The sequence below is a fragment of the Paraburkholderia phytofirmans OLGA172 genome, from assembly GCF_001634365.1.
GTDB lineage: Bacteria > Pseudomonadota > Gammaproteobacteria > Burkholderiales > Burkholderiaceae > Paraburkholderia.
In genome coordinates, this window is sequence record NZ_CP014578.1 from 2,570,388 (window position 1) to 2,587,039 (window position 16,652).

The following is a 16,652-nucleotide window of genomic DNA, read 5'->3' on the forward strand; positions in this document are numbered from 1 at the left end:
CCAGGGAAGTTTCAGTGGACATCAACAAACAGCTAGCGGCCCTCACCGCCTCAGAACTTCAAACCGCCGGCGCAAGCCAGGCGACGGCGATCGCCGTCAGTGTGCTGCTGCGTCATCTGCGCTCGCCTGAACTGGCAAAATTGTTGTCGTCGGCGTTCGAAAACCACCAGGCGGTCATGCTGCAAACGCCATGGCCCGATCCGATGCTGCAGGCATTCGGATCGACCCGCCGCTTTCTCGAAGGCGCCGCACAAGCCGAGTTGCCGGGCGCACAAGCCGAACAGCAATCGCCCGCACCGGACGCCTGAGCGCTGCCGGGCACGCGCGGCCCGGCGCAAGTCACACGGAAAACAAAAAACCCCGTCAGTCCGAAGACTTAACGGGGTTCTCTGCTACATAGGGATGGTGCGAGGGAGGGGACTCGAACCCCTACACCCTTGCGGGCGTCAGGACCTAAACCTGGTGCGTCTACCAATTTCGCCACCCTCGCAGCCGGGCAAAGCCGCTACGCGTTCTGCCCGATGTCCTGCCTGCTCACGGCCGCGTAAAACCCCGCGCCCGAAAGTGTAAGCGCGAGATTCTAACCGATTGATTCGCACTTGTCTGCATTTGCTCATGCATCTGCCCGAGGAGCGTGGATGCTACAATTTTCGGCCAAAGGCACGCACGCCGTGCCCCTCTTCGCCTGCCCTTCCCCACATTCCAATCCCGTGAATTTCGACGAATATTGCCAGCAGAAAGCGGCGCCGCCCGGATCGAGCACTTACTATGCGCTTCGGCAGGCGCCCGCGGCAAGCCAGCCGCTCCTGACCGCGCTGTTTGCCCTGCGCCGCGAGTTCGAGGAAACCGTAAAAGAAACCAGCGATCCGGCCATCGGCCGCACCAAACTCGCGTGGTGGCAAAACGAGATCGCCGCGCTGGCTTCGGGCTCGCCGTCGCATCCGGTTTCAAAGGCGCTGGCGGCTTATTTGCCCGACGTGCAGACCGCGTATCCGGCATTACAGGCGCTGCTCGCCGGTTTCGAAATGGACCTCGACCAGGCGCGCTACCTCGACTATCCGAATCTGCGGCGCTACGTGCAGGGCGTGGGCGGCACCTTCGCGTCGCTGCTCGCGCGTGCTACGGCGAAAGACAGCGCACAGGCGTCGAACTGGTCCGGGCCGCTCGGCGAGGCGCTGCAGCTTGCGCAGTTCGTCGTCGAAACCGGCAATGATGCGCGTCACGGCCGCATCTATATTCCGATCGACGAAATGCAGCGCTTTAATGTCACTGCTGCGGATCTGATCAATCGAAAATATTCCGACGCGTTTACCGAGCTGATGCGCTTCGAGACCAAGCGGGCCCGCGATGCTTTGCAAGCGGCGCTCGCCGCCATGCCCGTGCATGAGCGCCGCTCGCAGCGCACGCTGGTGGCGCAGGCGGCACTTGCCCTGGCGCTGCTGGATGAAATCGAACGTGACGGCTATCACGTGCTGCATCAACGCATCGCGTTGACGCCGATCCGCAAACTCTGGATCGCGTGGCGCGCCAGATAAGCGGGCGGCACGCCGGCCGCCACCTTATGCAGAGAAGAAAGCGCAGTCCACTATCAGACGCGTAGGAGGGGCAGCGGCTCGAACCGCTGCTGCAGGATCGCGGGCGCGTCGAGCCCCCACCAGGGTCCGAGCACGGTCGCGTAGAGTTGCTGGAAATCGACACCCACCGGCAAGTTGCCGTTGCCGTCTAGCCGCGTGAGCACCGGCGGCACGCCATACAAGCCGCCCTGCACTCGCCCGCCCATGACGAAATGCGGCGCCACTGTGCCGTGGTCGGTACCGTTGCTCTGATTCTCACTCGGGCGCCGGCCGAATTCGGCGTAGGTCATCACCAGCGTCTCATTCCAGCGGCCGAGTTCCACCAGCGCCGACTTCATCGACGCAAACCCTTCGGCCAGTTGCTTGAGCAGCGCTGCCTGCTGACCAGGCTGGTTCTGATGCGTATCGAAACCGTTCAGCGTCAAACGGATCACCGCGACGCCCGGGCCGCGCTTCGGCTGCCCTCGCGGCGTGTTCCCCAAGGGGACTTCCTGGGGGGCGCCCGCCAAGGGGACTTCCTGGGGGGCGTCGCCAGCGGCGAGCACCTGCATCGTGGTCTTGATCGAACTGCCGAATGCACCGCCGGGAAACACCGTCTTCAATTGCGGCTGACCTTGTATGGGACGTAGGCGGTCGGCGGCTTTCACGATCTCGTTCTCGACGTCGAGAATGTGCGCCAGTTCCGGATTACGCTCGTGCAGCGACACCGGTGTGGCGAGACGCGAGGCCTTGACGAACTGCGCCGGGTTGACCAGCGCGATCGCGCGCGCGCCGTTGGCGAGCGGCCCCATTTCGGCGCTGCCGATCACCACGCCGTCGGCGGCAAAACCGGCCGGCACCGGAGCTTGCGCAAATGCGCGTGTGAGCCAGCCCTCGCGCAAGTATTGATCCGAACGCGACGCGGTATCCCAGATCTCGATCGAGCGGAAATGCGACAGGTTCGGTTGCGCATAGCTGACGCCCTGAACGATCGCCAGTTGCTGGCTCTGCCAAAGCGGCATCAGCGGTTGCAACGACGGGTGCAGCGCGGTGCGCTCGTCGAGCTGAATCGCCTGCTCGCGTTTGATGCCAATGTTTTTACGCAGCTGATAGTAAGTGGGATCGGCAAACGGAATCACGGTATTCAAACCGTCGTTACCGCCCTTCAACTCGACGAGGATCAGCAGGTTGCTATAGCGGGGATTCGTTGAACCGCCGGGAGTTGCCGCCTGCGCACCGAACGCGCGTGGCAACCAGAGCGTCGCGCCGGCGGCTGCACTGATCGACAGAAAGCTGCGTCGTTTCATCCTTCACCTCGTTCGATTGCCATGACGCCTGTCTTGCCGCCGTCGACGGACCGTTCATTGGCGCGGCCGATCTGACTTAAACGGTTGAACGGCTCGATTCCGTCGCCCGTCGCAGCCGCTCACGTCAGTCGCTCACCTCAACAGATCGCCCGGTTGCTCACTTCAACTGATACGCCGGGTCCATCAGCAACGCCTCCAGATAAGCACTGGCGGTCGAATCGGTTTCGATCGCGTCAACCGGCGCGAGCGGCAAAACCGCGTGCTGCAGTTGAAGCTCCACCGACAGCCCCGGCTTCGCCGTCGGCGCGGTGTTGTATTGCGCAAGCCACGTGTCGATGTCAAAGCGTACGCCACCTTGGCCCGTCTGGCCGACTCGCGCCATCGCGCGCTGCATTGGCGGATTCGCCTGCATATTGCCCGGTGCACCGCTCGCCGCGAGCTTTGCACTCGTTGGATTGTTCACACGCCGCTGACCGGCGGTTTCAGACGCGCGAAACAGTTGCTCGACGAATTGCTTGCGGGCAAGCAGTGTCGAACTATTGATCCATATCGTGCCGCCCGGCCATCCTTTGACGTTCGGCGGGTAGAACAGGTTCTCGCCAAGCGTGCGGATCTGCGCGGCGAACGGTGCCGTGTCGTCATAACCGATATCGAACGCACGCAGTGTCCCGACGACGAACTCCACCGGCGATTTCACAAGGACGCCGCGATCGTCGTCGTCCCAGAACGCGTCGCTCATGAAGAGGCCGCGCAATGCGACCTTGATATCGTAGTGACTCGCGCGAAACTGCGCGGCGATCGGTGCGATGCGGGCGGGGTCCGGTGTGTCGGAGACAAACTCGCGCCACAGTCTGGACGTGACGAAGGTCGCCGTTTCCGGCCGCGCTAGCAGGATGTCGAGCACCTGATCGCCGTCGAACGGACCGGTTTGACCGAGTACGGTCTTGTCGCCGTCATCGTGCTGGGTGGCACGCCACACATACGTCTGCGTGTCGGGATCGAGGCTCCACCCTGTGTAGGCACGCGCGGCTTCCGCTACGTCGCGCTGCGTGTAGTGCCCTTCGCCGAGCGTGAACAACTCCATCACTTCACGCGCGAAGTTTTCATTGGGCTTGCCCTTGCGATTGCTCGCACCATCCAGGTATTGGAGCATCGCCGGATCTTTCGCGACGCCGTGCAACAGCTCGCCGAAGTTGCCGAGCGCGTCACGGCGCAACAGCATGTTCTGCTGCGCCATCTGCTGCGGATACTGGACTTTGTCCTGCCCCGACGCGAAGTGGTTATGCCAGAAGAGCGTCATGCGTTCGGTCAGTGGCGACGGCGTGCTCAACATCTCGCGCACCCACCATGCACGTAATATTTCGTAACGCTGGCCACGCAGCCGCTGCTCTTCGCGGCGTTGATCGTCCGTCCACGTCTTGCGGATTTCGCGTGTCGGGATTGGTTCGAGTACCCAGTCCGGCAGTGGCGTGACGGCTTCGGTTCGGGCTGTGGCCAGCACTTTGTCGACGGCCTGCTCGCGCGTGAGTCCAAGGTATTGCGCGACCTCGCCACTGTCGGGCGCAAAGCCGACGCGCGTCAGGAAGAAACGCGCGTCGTCGGCGTCGAGGATGTCCTGGTCGGCTGCGGAAACAGCAGACGCGGCAGACGGCGCGCGATGCTTGTTGTGGGGAGCATGAGCAGCGCCTTGCTGCACGGCCGGTGCCGGCGCACACCACGTCACGACGACGAGCGCAGTGGCTGTGACTGCCAGCCAGCACCCACCCTTACCGCCTGTCACTTTCATCGTCGACCATCCGGTTGCGGGGCGTCACGAAAAGGCATTCGCGCATGCAAAAGCCGCTGTGCTCTGGCGGCTCAACGGCAGATGAAAGGAAAAAGTTGACCAGGGAAGTGCAACGAAATCTTTCGCGCGCGGAGAAAGCGCGACTGGCGTGCCGAGAGCGGGCACGGAAATAGCTACCGCTTGTAGAGCTCGCGCACAGCGTCTTCGATGTGCTGCCGTAAGAGACGCCGCTCGTCGGGCGTCATATGGCCATCACGACGGCGTTGATCAAGATCGGGGGGAACTGCAGTGCGCAATATCACGTCTGACGCAGGGCGGTCGCTGCCAGGGTTGGAGTTACGGCGATTCGCCCTGAAATTAGCCGGCTTGGGCACGCGTTCGGTCACCGCTCTGTCGGCCGAAGGCTGGGCGTGGGCGAGCGTTGGTCCCAGTGTGCCTGCAAGCGTCCCGGCTACCGCCAGTACAATTACGCTTAGGCGCACATTCGGCCAAACCCCTCCCTTCATGTTGTTCCCTTCGTGGCGCGGCAACCGGCTACCTTAAATGCGTATACAGACCCCGGTAGCGAGCCGGGTGCGAGAGTTTTAGTCGAGTGAAGTATCCACCGAACAGCCGCATTCAGTAAAGGAGTCTACCTGCCCGTGCTTTACGTCGTGCCACAGTGCGGGTAAATTTTGTAACTGACTGTAACCCGGTAAACGATGCAACCGCGCACCACTTTCTAATCGCGCTAAGATGCCGACCATGGAAACCAAAAACCCTTCGAAAATCCTCGTCGTCGACGACGATCCGCGCCTGCGCGATCTGCTGCGCCGCTACCTCGGTGAACAGGGCTTTAATGTCTATGTTGCCGAGAACGCGCCGTCCATGAACAAGCTCTGGGTGCGTGAGCGCTTCGACTTGCTGGTGCTCGATCTGATGCTGCCCGGCGAAGACGGCCTGTCGATTTGCCGCCGCTTGCGCGGCAGCAACGACCGCACGCCGATCATCATGCTGACGGCCAAGGGTGAAGACGTCGATCGTATCGTCGGGCTCGAAATGGGCGCCGACGACTATCTGCCCAAGCCGTTCAACCCGCGCGAACTGGTCGCGCGGATTCACGCGGTGCTGCGCCGCCAGTCGCCGTCGGAGTTGCCGGGCGCGCCGTCCGAAACCACCGAAGTGTTCGAGTTCGGCGAGTTCGCGCTGAATCTCGCCACCCGCACACTCACCAAGGCCGGACAGGAAATTCCGCTGACCACGGGTGAGTTTTCGGTGCTGAAGGTGTTTGCGCGTCACCCGCGTCAGCCGCTGTCGCGTGAAAAGCTGATGGAATTGGCGCGTGGCCGTGAATATGAAGTCTTCGACCGCAGTCTCGACGTGCAGATTTCGCGTCTGCGCAAGCTGATCGAACCTGATCCGGGCAGCCCGCGTTTCATTCAAACCGTCTGGGGTCTTGGCTACGTGTTCATTCCTGACGGTGCAGCCTGAGTTTGCCCTCACGTTATGTGTCGACCAGAGTTGGCGCTTTAGCGCCTTATCTCTGGTCCCATGCAAAGCAGTCGACCAGAGTTGGCTCTTTAGCTGTCGACCAGAATTCGCGCTTCAGCGCGATTACTCTGGTCCCATGCAAAGCGCTTACTCTGGTTCCATGCAAGATAGTTCCAGATAAGAAGGGCCCATGCGGATCGACCGGCGCCTCCTGACGCTCGCGTTCGGTGGCCTTTTCTGGCGGACCTTTCTGTTGATCGCGCTGTTGATCGCAGTCAGTCTCGCCGCGTGGTTCCAGAGCTTTCGGGTGATCGAACGCGAGCCGCGCGCACAGCGCGTGGCGTTGCAACTGGTCGCCATCGTCAAGCTCACGCGCACTGCACTCCTCTATTCCGATCCCGACCTGCGGCGCGCCCTGCTGCAGGATCTGGAGAGCAATGAAGGGGTGCGCGTGTACCCTCGCGAAACCACCGACAAGTACAGACTCCAGCCCAACGAGTCGCTGAACCGGCTGATCGAACATGACATTCGCGGCCGCCTCGGCGACGACACGGTGATTGCGCAGAGCGTCAACGACATCCCCGGCGTCTGGATCAGCTTCAAGATCGACGACGACGACTACTGGGTGGCGCTCGACCGCGATCAACTGGACAACGCGACGGGCTTGCAGTGGGCCGGCTGGGGCGTGTTTGCGCTGGCGCTGTCGCTGTTTGGCGCGGCCTTCATCACCAGTCTCGTGAACCGTCCGTTCGCCCGGCTCGCCATGGCCGCGCGCAAAGTCGGCTCCGGCCAGTTACCGGAGCCGCTGCCCGAGCGCGGCATGGGCGTGGCCGCCGAGACCAATCGCAGCTTCAACCAGATGGTGCAGGACCTCGAACAGCTCGAGGCCGACCGCGCGCTGATGCTCGCCGGCATTTCGCACGATCTGCGCACCCCGCTTGCGCGGCTGCGGCTCGAAACCGAAATGAGCCCGTCCGACCAGGCCACCAAAGATGCGATGGTCGACGACATCGAGCAGATGGACATGATCATCGGCCGGTTCCTCGATTACGCTCGTCCGGTGCAGCGGGTGCCGGAGCCCGTCGATCTGTCGGTGATCGCAGGTGAGCTTGCCGCGCGCATGCAGAGCGAAGACAGCATGCGCCTGATCACACGCCTCGCGCCGTCTGCGGTGATCGAGGCGGATGAAACCGACATGCGTCGCGTGGTCGGCAATCTGCTGGAGAACGCGCGCAAGTATGGTTTGAGCGACGCCGACGGCATACCGCATGTGATTCTGGAAACGCGGGTATCACACTCACGGGTCGAATTGTCGGTGGTCGACGAAGGGCCCGGCATTCCCGAAGACCAACTGGCTCTTGTCACACGACCGTTCTATCGCGTGAACTCTGCGCGCACCCAGGCGAACGGTACCGGCCTTGGCATGGCCATTGTGCAGCGGCTGGTAGGCCGTTATCGCGGCGCGTTGCGCCTGCGCAATCGCACGCCAGGCCCGGGGCTCGAGGTCACGATCGAGTTTCCGCTGGCAAAAGGCGTCTGACCAAAGGGGCATTGCCCTGCCAGTGCGACCGCCGGCCGCGTTGAATAAAAACTCCCCAAGGGGTTAGGATAAAACTATTGAGCGAATGGTTTGATATTGCCATATTCAAAACCGTGTAACGTGCTCGTTACGACGAGCTGATAGCCTCAACATGCTGTTTTTCCGTCAAACGAAGGAGCACTTGCATGAAAACCGTTGGCGATAAAGTCGAAGCGTTCACCGTCACTGCGGCCAAGCCGGGCTTCAACAACCATGAAGAAAACGGCGTATCGGCGTTCGAGGAGATCACGGAACAGTCGTTTCCGGGCAAGTGGAAGATCATCTATTTCTACCCGAAGGATTTCACGTTCGTGTGCCCGACGGAAATCGTCGAGTTCGGCAAGCTGGCCAAGGATTTCGAGGAGCGCGACGCGGTATTGCTCGGCGGTAGCGTGGACAATGAATTCGTCAAGCTGGCCTGGCGCCGCGAGCACAAGGACCTGAGCAAGCTCAACCACTATTCGTTTGGTGACGTGAAGGGCGAGTTGATCGACCAGCTCGGCGTGCGCGACAAGGAAGCCGGCGTGGCGCTGCGCGCAACGTTCATTGTCGATCCGGACAATACGATTCAACACGTTTCAGTGAACAACCTGAACGTCGGCCGCAACCCGAAAGAAGTGCTGCGTATTCTCGACGGCCTGCAAACGGACGAACCGTGTCCTTGCAACTGGGCGGTCGGCGGCGCAACGCTGTAAGCCACGCTGTCAGAAGCCCGCTACGCTTGAAACGGCAGCGGGCTTTTTTGTCGACAAACCGATAGAATATTTCAATGGAATTCTTGCCTTCGATTAAGGCACATGTACCTGACTACGCCAAGGACATTCGGCTGAATCTGCGCAATTGCGGGATGTTGGCCGCATTGCGGCAGTGGATAACGCTGCTGCGCAGTGTATTGCTGCTGAAGGAAATAGTTTTTTTGCGAGCGCAGCAGGGTTAAGGTTTTTTCGCTGCGCAGGCAAAAAACCTAATATCAATTCTTGATCAACAAAACCGCAGCCTGCGCTTCAATGCCTTCGCCTCGCCCAAGGTAACCCAGCTTCTCATTAGTCTTGGCCTTAACATTAACCCGCTCAACCGGGAGGTTAAGATCCGCAGCGATATTAGCCCGCATCCCCTCGATATGCGGCGCCAGCTTAGGCGCCTGAGCAACCACACTGCTATCCACATTAGCAATGGAAAACCCCGCCGCTCTAACGCGAGCGAAACACTCACGCAGCAAAACCCGGCTATCCGCGCCAGCAAATCTGGCATCGGTATCGGAGAAATGCCGCCCGATATCGCCCATCGCGGCCGCGCCGAAAATAGCATCGGTAATCGCATGCAGCAGCACATCCGCATCCGAATGCCCGAGCAACCCGCGCTCGTAGGGAATCGTCACGCCGCCGATAATCAACGGACGCCCCGGCACCAGCGCATGCACGTCATAACCCTGCCCAATTCTGAAATCCATATCCGTCAAGTCCGTTAATTTAAATCTGATTTATCCATTCAGGAAGCCGACGACGGCCGGCACAAAATCGCCTCGGCCAAATCGAAGTCTTCCGGATAAGTGACCTTGAAGTTACGCAAACTCCCCTGCACCAACCTGGGCGCGTGCCCCAGCCACTCGAGCGCGCTCGCTTCGTCGGTCAGGTCGTGACCGTCCGCCTGCGCGCGCAAAATCGCCTCGCGCAACATGCCGATGCGGAACATCTGCGGCGTCTGCGCCTGCCACAGGCCGTCGCGCGCTTCGGTGCGGGCAATCCGCCCGTCGGACGAACCCGAGTCGATCCGCTTCAAGGTATCCGCCACCGGCAAGGCCATGATGCCGCCCACCGCGTCGTCCTTCAGCGAGGCGATCAGCGTGCGGATCAAGCCAGGCGTAATGCCGGGCCGCGCGGCGTCGTGCACCAGTACCCAGTCGTCGTCGTGCGCGCCAAACTCGGCCAGCGCATGCAGTCCGTTCAGCACCGACGCCTGGCGCGACGCCCCGCCAGAGCGGCGCACGGCGAAACGCAAGCCGCTGAAGCGGCGGGCGTCGAAGTGCTGGTCTTCGGGGGCAATCACGACAAGGGTTTGCGCAAACTCGCTGCAGGCGTCGAAAGCCGCCAGCGAGTAATGCAACATGTCGCGGCCGGCGACAGTGCGATATTGTTTGGGCATCGCGGCGCCGGAACGGCTGCCGATGCCTGCGCACGGAATCAGGGCAAATAGACGGGAAGTCACGAGTGCGGAAGCCGCGAAGTTAAAGTAAAGGACGGATTTTATAATACCTCCTTCGCATCTACGCCCCGACACGCGTAAACTTGCCGATCACGTGTGAGCCCGAGGCCGCCTTTTCTCTTCTATGCCAGACATCGCCGCATCATCGCAGTACGCCCCGCCCGTCGCGCTCGTCAAGCCCGGCCAGCGTTTCGCCTTCGACGGCACGCACGGCTCGTCCGACGCGCTGCTGATCGCCCGCTACCATCTGGCCTATCGCGAGAAGGTGCCGCTCCTCGCGGTCGTCTGCGAAAACGCTGTCGACGCGCAGCGGCTGTCGCAGGAAATCGGCTTTTTCGCGCCCGAGGCACGCGTGCGTTTGCTGCCCGACTGGGAAACGCTGCCTTACGATACCTTTTCGCCCCACCAGGATCTGGTCTCCGAGCGCCTCGCCACGCTGCACGATCTCGGCGACGGCCGCTGCGACATCCTGCTGGTGCCGGCCACCACCGCTTTGTACCGGATGCCGCCTGCCTCGTTCATGGCGGGCTACACGTTCTCCTTCTCGCAAGGCGAGCGCCTCGACGAGGCCAGGCTCAAAGCGCAGTTGACGCTGGCCGGCTACGAGCATGTGAGCCAGGTGGTGCGTCCGGGCGAATACTGCGTGCGCGGCTCGCTGCTCGACCTCTTTCCGATGGGTTCGCCGCTGCCATACCGGATCGACCTGTTCGACGACCAGGTCGACTCGATCCGTGCATTCGATCCGGACACGCAGCGCAGCCTCTATCCCGTGAAGGACGTGCGCCTGCTGCCCGGCCGCGAATTCCCGTTCGACGAGGCCGCCCGCACCGCCTTCCGCAGCCGCTGGCGCGAAACCTTCGAGGGCGATCCGAGCCGCGCGTCGATTTATAAGGACATTGGCAACGGCGTGCCCTCAGCAGGCATCGAATACTATCTGCCGCTCTTCTTCGACGAGACGGCGACGCTCTTCCACTATCTCCCCGAAGGTGCGCAACTGGCGTTCGTGGGCGATCTGGACGCGGCGATCCGGCGCTTCACCAACGACACCAAACAACGCTACAACTTCCTGTCGCACGATCGCGACCGGCCGATTCTGGAGCCGCAGCGTCTGTTCCTGTCGGACGAGGATTTCTTCACGTTCGCCAAGCCGTTCGCGCGGCTCGCCTTGCCCGCCAACGCGGGCGGCGGCTGGTCAACCCCATTGCCGAATCTTGCGATCGACCGTCACGCGGAGGATCCGCTCTCGGCCTTACGCGCCTATCTCGACACCACGCCGAACCGCGTGCTCTTTGCCACTGAGTCGGCCGGCCGGCGCGAAACGCTGTTGCAGTTGCTCGCCGACAATCATCTGAAGCCGGCGTCGAGCGACACGTTCCAAAGCTGGCTCACGGGCGACACACGTTTCTCGCTTGGCGTCGCACCGCTGGCCAACGGTTTTGCGGTTCCGGTCGACGGCATCGCGATCATCACCGAGACGGAGCTTTACGGCCCGCTCGCGCGCCGCGCGGGACGCCGCCGTCAGGAACAGGCGAGCAACGTCGATTCGATGGTGCGCGATCTGTCCGAGTTGAAGATCGGCGATCCGGTCGTGCATTCGCAGCACGGCATCGGCCGCTATATGGGCCTCGTCACGATGGATCTCGGCGAAGGCGAGACCGAATTCCTGCACCTCGAATACGCGAGCGACAGCAAGCTCTACGTGCCGGTCGCGCAGTTGCATGTGATCTCGCGCTACAGCGGCGCGGATCCGGAAAGCGCGCCGTTGCATTCCCTCGGATCAGGCCAGTGGGAAAAGGCCAAACGCAAGGCCGCGCAGCAGATTCGCGACACCGCGGCAGAACTGCTGAACCTGTATGCGCGTCGCGCCCTGCGCGAAGGCCATGCGTTCGCGCTTGAACCGAAAGACTATGTGAAGTTCGCCGAGAGCTTCGGCTTCGAGGAAACACCGGACCAGGCCGCGGCGATTGCCGCTGTGATCGGCGACATGACGAGCGGCAAGCCGATGGACCGCCTGGTGTGCGGCGACGTCGGTTTCGGCAAGACCGAAGTGGCATTGCGCGCGGCGTTCATTGCGGTGATGGGCGGCAAGCAGGTTGCGCTGCTCTCGCCCACCACGCTGCTCGCCGAACAGCACACGCAAACCTTCACTGACCGTTTCTCCGATTGGCCGGTGCGCATCGCCGAATTGTCGCGCTTCAAGTCGACCAAGGAAGTCAACGCGGCAATCCAGCAGATCAACGAAGGCACGGTCGATATCGTGATCGGCACGCACAAGCTGCTGTCGTCGGACGTGCAGTTCAAACGGCTGGGGCTCGTGATCATCGACGAGGAACACCGTTTCGGTGTGCGTCAGAAAGAGGCGTTGAAAGCGTTGCGCGCCGAGGTCGACGTGCTCACGCTGACCGCCACGCCGATCCCACGTACGCTCGGCATGGCGCTCGAAGGTCTGCGCGATTTCTCCGTGATCGCCACCGCGCCGCAAAAGCGCCTCGCGATCAAAACCTTCGTGCGTCGCGAAGAAGACGGCGTGATTCGCGAAGCGATGTTGCGCGAATTGAAACGTGGCGGCCAGGTGTACTTCCTGCATAACGAAGTCGAGACGATCGAGAATCGTCGGCACATGCTTGAAGCGCTCGTGCCCGAAGCGCGTATCGCCGTCGCGCATGGACAGATGCATGAGCGCGAACTCGAACGCGTGATGCGTGATTTCGTTGCCCAACGCGCGAACGTTCTGCTGTGCACGACGATTATCGAAACCGGCATCGACGTGCCGAGTGCCAACACGATTCTGATTCACCGCTCCGACAAGTTCGGCCTCGCGCAGTTGCACCAGTTGCGTGGCCGCGTCGGCCGTTCGCATCACCAGGCGTACTCGTATCTGCTGGTGCATGACCCGCAAGGACTGACCAAGCAGGCGCAGCGCCGTCTCGAAGCGATCCAGCAGATGGAGGAACTCGGTTCGGGCTTCTATCTCGCGATGCACGACCTCGAGATTCGCGGCACGGGTGAAGTGCTCGGCGACAAGCAATCGGGCGAGATTCAGGAGATCGGTTTCCAGCTCTATACCGACATGCTGAACGATGCCGTGAAGGCGCTCAAGGAAGGCAAGGAGCCGGACCTCACCGCGCCGCTCGCCGCAACCACCGAGATCAACCTGCACGCGCCCGCGATTCTGCCCGCGGACTATTGCGGCGACGTGCAGGAACGTCTGTCGCTCTACAAGCGCCTGGCTAATTGCGAACACAACGATTCGATCGACGGCATTCAGGAAGAACTGATCGATCGCTTCGGCAAGTTGCCGCCGCAAGCGCATGCGCTCGTCGAGACGCATCGTCTGCGGTTGGCGGCCAAGCCTTTGGGCATTTCGAAAATCGATGCGGGCGAATCCGTGATCGGCTTGCAGTTCATCCCCAACCCGCCGATCGATGCAATGCGGATCATCGAGATGGTGCAGAAGCACAAGCACATCAAGCTCGCGGGCCAGGACAAGCTGCGTATTGAAACGCGCAGCCCGGATCTGGCCGTGCGTGTGGCGACGGTGAAAGAGACCTTGCGCGCATTGGGATCGCCCAGTCGCGGCACGGCGGCCACGGTTGCTGCGCGCTAACGTGTCGCGCCGTTGCGTGCTGACGCGCCGGTATCGCGTCAACATCGGCGCCGCTATTGGCACCCGCACCGGCACCCGCGCCGGCACCTATCCCGGGCCCCAAAAAAACGGGTACGTCTAGGCGCTGTGCGCTCATGCTGCGGTGCGCAAACGCGCACCGCAGCATACGGGTGCGGTTTTTTTGGGTATGATCGAAAGACTCAAATGCCGGAGTCTTGTCATGTCTCACGTCGCTGAATCAGCGCAGTCCCCGCAAGCGTCCGCCTCTGAATCGAATACTTCCTCGCCTGCCTCACTTCCCTGGGTAACCCGTCTCGTGTCGATGGACACGGTAAGCCGCAATCCGAATCTCGGCCTGATCGAAACCGTGCGCGACGAATTGCGCGCGGTCGGCATCGAAGCCACGCTCACTCACGACGAAAGCGGCAAATGGGCCAATCTGTTCGCAACGATTCCCGCGCACAACGGCGAGACGAACGGCGGCGTCGTGCTGTCGGGCCATACAGACGTCGTGCCTGTGGACGGTCAGCAATGGGACAGCGATCCGTTCAAGCCGGAAATTCGCGGCGATAAACTGTACGGCCGCGGCACCTGCGACATGAAAGGCTTCATCGGCGCGGCGCTGACACTCGTGCCCGACATGCAGCGCACCAGGCTCGCCAAGCCGATTCACTTCGCCTTGTCGTTCGACGAGGAAGTGGGCTGTGCCGGCGCACCGCTCCTGATCGCCGATCTGATGAAGCGCGGCGTGAAGCCGGACGGCTGCATTGTCGGCGAACCGACCAGCATGCGCCCGATCGTCGCTCACAAAGGCATCAACGCGTATCAGTGCTGCGTGCGCGGGCAGGCCGCGCATTCGTCGCTCACGCCGAAGGGCTTGAATGCCATCGAATACGCCGCGCGTTTGATTTGCTACATCCGCGATATGGCCGATCAATTCCGCGCGCAAGGCCCGTTCGACGAACTGTATGACGTGCCCTTCACCACGGCGCAAACCAGCACGATCATGGGTGGCAATGCGCTCAATACCGTGCCGGCCGAATGCACGTTCCAGTTCGAATTCCGCAATCTGCCGACGCTCGACCCCGAGCCGATCTTCGCGCGCATCGACCAATATGCACGCGAAACACTGCTGCCGAAAATGTTGCGCGAGCATCCATCTGCGGCGATCGAGATTACGAAGATCGCTGCCGCGCCAGGCCTCGATTCGTCTGAACAAGCCGCGATCACGCAACTCGTGCGCGCGCTGACCGCCGATCAGGACAAGCGCAAGGTCGCGTACGGCACCGAAGCCGGGCTGTTCTCGCTGGCGGGCATTCCGAGCATTGTGTGCGGCCCCGGCGATATCCAGCAGGCGCACAAAGCCAACGAGTTCGTGGCGCTGGATCAGCTCGTGGCGTGCGAACGTTTCCTGCAAAAATTCATTCACAGCATGTCGGTTGACGCTTCGTAGGAAGTCCCCTTTCGCACAGGAGGGACGCACACGCGCACTGAAACTGACCGCTGCAAAAACAGTCTTAGCCATATCGAGAAACAACACGCCCACGCCATGTCAAGCGCCACGCCGCAGCATACCGACCATACGATCGACGGCGAGCCGATCCCCACACTCGACGACATCGCCACGCAGCACTTTGCGTTGACGCCGTGGGTCACGCGAACGCCGGTGTTCGACCGGCTCGACTTTCCGTCGCTGGAAGGCACGGTCGTGAACTTCAAGTTCGAGTTGTTGCAAGCGGGCGGCAGCTTCAAGGCGCGCGGCGCGTTCACCAACCTGCTTGCGCTCGACGAAGCGCAACGCAGCGCGGGCGTCACCTGTGTGTCGGGCGGCAATCACGCCGTGGCGGTCGCGTACGCAGCGATGCGTCTCGGTATCAGCGCGAAGGTCGTGCTGTTCCGGGCGGCCAATCCGGCACGCGTCGCCTTGTGCCGGCAATATCGCGCCGACATCGTGTTCGCGGAGAACATTGCCGAAGCATTCGAACTGGTGCGCCGTATCGAGGCGGAGGAAGGCCGCTACTTCGTACACCCGTTCAACGGTTATCGCACTGTGCTGGGCTCGGCCACGCTCGGCTATGAATGGGTCACGCAAACGCCCGACCTCGAAGCGGTGATCGTGCCAATCGGCGGTGGCGGTCTCGCTGCCGGTGTGGCCACCGCCATGCGGCTCGCGAATCCGCGGGTGCATGTGTACGGCGTCGAACCGGAAGGATCGGATGCGATGGGCAAAAGCTTTGCCGCCAATCACACGGTCAAGCTGGGCCACATGCACACCATTGCCGATTCATTGGCGTCGCCGCATACCGAGGAATACAGCTACGAGTTGTGCCGCCGTCATATCGACCAGCTCGTCACCGTATCCGACGACCAGTTGCGCGCGGCCATGCTGACCTTGTTCGGACAACTTAAGCTAGCCGTGGAACCGGCCTGCGCCGCAGCTACGGCGGCGCTGCTGGGACCGCTGCGCGAAACGCTGCAAGGCAAACGCGTAGGCGTGCTGCTGTGCGGCACCAATACCGACCCGGTCAGTTTTGCCGCGCATATCGAACGGGCGCGCCATAGCCAGTCACAGTTTCCAGAATAAAGCCAAGCTGCTCTTTCCAGGGCACAAAACTAGCCTATCCTTCTTGGATTGGTATGATTCGAATATCGACTTCTGGGAGGAACGTATATGAGCATGATTAAGGAATTCAAGGAATTTGCCCTTAAAGGCAACGTGATGGATCTCGCCGTCGGGGTGATTATCGGCGGCGCATTTTCCACCATCGTCAATTCAATTGTTAAAGACCTGATCATGCCGGTTGTCGGCGTTGCCACCGGCGGCCTCGATTTCTCCAACAAATTCGTTCGCCTCGGCGATATTCCCGCGAGCTTCAAAGGCAGTCCCGAGTCGTATAAAGACTTGCAGACGGCAGGCGTGGCAGTGTTCGGTTATGGCTCGTTCATCACCGTGGCCATCAACTTCGTGATCCTCGCGTTCATCATTTTCCTGATGGTCAAGTTCATCAACAATCTGCGCAAGCCGGCTGAAGCCGCGCCGGCAGAGCCGCCGCCGACGCCCGAAGAAGTCGTGCTGCTGCGTGAGATTCGCGATTCGCTGAAGAACTCATCGCCGCGTTAAGGCGCCCGTGGTAAGCCACCCGCGTTA

At 61.7% G+C, this 16,652-nt stretch carries 14 protein-coding genes, 1 tRNA gene and 1 pseudogene; 10 read left to right on the forward strand and 6 right to left on the reverse strand.

Annotated features, from left to right (window positions below):
* Positions 1 to 14: 14 nt before the first annotated feature.
* On the forward strand, positions 15 to 308 hold the full coding sequence (locus tag AYM40_RS11160) for a hypothetical protein (RefSeq protein WP_063496284.1): 294 nt from the start codon (positions 15 to 17) through the stop codon (positions 306 to 308).
* Between the two features lie 95 nt (positions 309 to 403).
* Here the strand turns inward: AYM40_RS11160 and AYM40_RS11165 are convergent.
* Positions 404 to 490, reverse strand: a tRNA-Leu gene (locus tag AYM40_RS11165).
* A gap of 220 nt (positions 491 to 710) precedes the next feature.
* Here AYM40_RS11165 and AYM40_RS11170 point away from each other — a divergent pair.
* Positions 711 to 1,535: a squalene/phytoene synthase family protein gene (locus AYM40_RS11170; protein ID WP_063497959.1), complete on the forward strand. Its 825-nt coding sequence runs from the start codon at positions 711 to 713 to the stop codon at positions 1,533 to 1,535.
* A 53-nt stretch (positions 1,536 to 1,588) separates the two neighbouring features.
* On the opposite strand, the gene AYM40_RS11175 is transcribed toward AYM40_RS11170, so the two are convergent.
* From AYM40_RS11175 to AYM40_RS42385, 3 genes are all read right to left on the reverse strand, one after another.
* Positions 1,589 to 2,860, reverse strand: a complete 1,272-nt coding sequence (locus AYM40_RS11175; protein ID WP_063496285.1) for a DUF1501 domain-containing protein — start codon at positions 2,858 to 2,860, stop codon at positions 1,589 to 1,591.
* A 157-nt stretch (positions 2,861 to 3,017) separates the two neighbouring features.
* The gene (locus tag AYM40_RS11180) at positions 3,018 to 4,646 is read right to left on the reverse strand and encodes a DUF1800 domain-containing protein (protein WP_082855052.1); all 1,629 of its coding nucleotides are present in this window, start codon (positions 4,644 to 4,646) and stop codon (positions 3,018 to 3,020) included.
* 173 nt (positions 4,647 to 4,819) lie between these two features.
* Positions 4,820 to 5,152 (reverse strand): hypothetical protein, encoded by a 333-nt coding sequence (locus AYM40_RS42385; protein WP_082855053.1) that lies wholly within the window; start codon positions 5,150 to 5,152, stop codon positions 4,820 to 4,822.
* A gap of 229 nt (positions 5,153 to 5,381) precedes the next feature.
* Between AYM40_RS42385 and ompR the strand changes: the two genes are divergently transcribed.
* From ompR to AYM40_RS43705, 4 genes and pseudogenes are all read left to right on the forward strand, one after another.
* Positions 5,382 to 6,116, forward strand: coding sequence for a two-component system response regulator OmpR (ompR, locus tag AYM40_RS11185; RefSeq protein ID WP_006048917.1), 735 nt, complete (start codon positions 5,382 to 5,384; stop codon positions 6,114 to 6,116).
* Between the two features lie 190 nt (positions 6,117 to 6,306).
* Complete coding sequence (locus AYM40_RS11190) at positions 6,307 to 7,656, forward strand: ATP-binding protein (RefSeq protein WP_063496286.1); 1,350 nt, start codon at positions 6,307 to 6,309, stop codon at positions 7,654 to 7,656.
* Between the two features lie 185 nt (positions 7,657 to 7,841).
* Positions 7,842 to 8,390, forward strand: a complete 549-nt coding sequence (locus AYM40_RS11195) for a peroxiredoxin (protein WP_063496287.1) — start codon at positions 7,842 to 7,844, stop codon at positions 8,388 to 8,390.
* 139 nt (positions 8,391 to 8,529) lie between these two features.
* Positions 8,530 to 8,601, forward strand: a pseudogene (locus AYM40_RS43705) (carboxymuconolactone decarboxylase family protein); the annotation flags it as partial.
* Positions 8,602 to 8,665: 64 nt separating this feature from the next.
* Here the strand turns inward: AYM40_RS43705 and ispF are convergent.
* Positions 8,666 to 9,145 (reverse strand): 2-C-methyl-D-erythritol 2,4-cyclodiphosphate synthase, encoded by a 480-nt coding sequence (gene ispF / locus AYM40_RS11200; protein WP_063496288.1) that lies wholly within the window; start codon positions 9,143 to 9,145, stop codon positions 8,666 to 8,668.
* A gap of 38 nt (positions 9,146 to 9,183) precedes the next feature.
* Positions 9,184 to 9,900 carry a 2-C-methyl-D-erythritol 4-phosphate cytidylyltransferase gene (gene ispD, locus AYM40_RS11205; protein WP_063496289.1) on the reverse strand — a complete coding sequence of 239 codons (717 nt, stop codon included), beginning with the start codon at positions 9,898 to 9,900 and terminating at the stop codon, positions 9,184 to 9,186.
* Between the two features lie 121 nt (positions 9,901 to 10,021).
* Between ispD and mfd the strand changes: the two genes are divergently transcribed.
* The 4 genes from mfd to mscL all read left to right on the forward strand — a co-directional run bounded on the left by mfd (position 10,022) and on the right by mscL (position 16,625).
* Entirely contained in the window at positions 10,022 to 13,504 is a 3,483-nt protein-coding gene (gene mfd / locus AYM40_RS11210) for a transcription-repair coupling factor (RefSeq protein ID WP_063496290.1), read from the forward strand.
* A 220-nt stretch (positions 13,505 to 13,724) separates the two neighbouring features.
* The gene (argE, locus tag AYM40_RS11215) at positions 13,725 to 14,957 is read left to right on the forward strand and encodes an acetylornithine deacetylase (protein WP_063496291.1); all 1,233 of its coding nucleotides are present in this window, start codon (positions 13,725 to 13,727) and stop codon (positions 14,955 to 14,957) included.
* Positions 14,958 to 15,053: 96 nt separating this feature from the next.
* Complete coding sequence (locus AYM40_RS11220; protein ID WP_063496292.1) at positions 15,054 to 16,088, forward strand: threonine/serine dehydratase; 1,035 nt, start codon at positions 15,054 to 15,056, stop codon at positions 16,086 to 16,088.
* A gap of 87 nt (positions 16,089 to 16,175) precedes the next feature.
* Positions 16,176 to 16,625, forward strand: a complete 450-nt coding sequence (mscL, locus tag AYM40_RS11225; RefSeq protein ID WP_063496293.1) for a large conductance mechanosensitive channel protein MscL — start codon at positions 16,176 to 16,178, stop codon at positions 16,623 to 16,625.
* Positions 16,626 to 16,652 lie beyond the last annotated feature (27 nt).

Coding starts and splice junctions, on each gene's coding strand:
- mfd (WP_063496290.1), top strand. CDS start 10,022: ATGCCAGACATCGCCGCATCATCGCAGTACGCCCCGCCCGTCGCGCTC.
- ompR (WP_006048917.1), top strand. CDS start 5,382: ATGCCGACCATGGAAACCAAAAACCCTTCGAAAATCCTCGTCGTCGAC.
- AYM40_RS11220 (WP_063496292.1), top strand. CDS start 15,054: ATGTCAAGCGCCACGCCGCAGCATACCGACCATACGATCGACGGCGAG.
- AYM40_RS11195 (WP_063496287.1), top strand. CDS start 7,842: ATGAAAACCGTTGGCGATAAAGTCGAAGCGTTCACCGTCACTGCGGCC.
- ispF (WP_063496288.1), bottom strand. CDS start 9,145: ATGGATTTCAGAATTGGGCAGGGTTATGACGTGCATGCGCTGGTGCCG.
- AYM40_RS11190 (WP_063496286.1), top strand. CDS start 6,307: ATGCGGATCGACCGGCGCCTCCTGACGCTCGCGTTCGGTGGCCTTTTC.
- AYM40_RS11180 (WP_082855052.1), bottom strand. CDS start 4,646: ATGAAAGTGACAGGCGGTAAGGGTGGGTGCTGGCTGGCAGTCACAGCC.
- AYM40_RS42385 (WP_082855053.1), bottom strand. CDS start 5,152: ATGAAGGGAGGGGTTTGGCCGAATGTGCGCCTAAGCGTAATTGTACTG.
- argE (WP_063496291.1), top strand. CDS start 13,725: ATGTCTCACGTCGCTGAATCAGCGCAGTCCCCGCAAGCGTCCGCCTCT.
- AYM40_RS11175 (WP_063496285.1), bottom strand. CDS start 2,860: ATGAAACGACGCAGCTTTCTGTCGATCAGTGCAGCCGCCGGCGCGACG.
- mscL (WP_063496293.1), top strand. CDS start 16,176: ATGAGCATGATTAAGGAATTCAAGGAATTTGCCCTTAAAGGCAACGTG.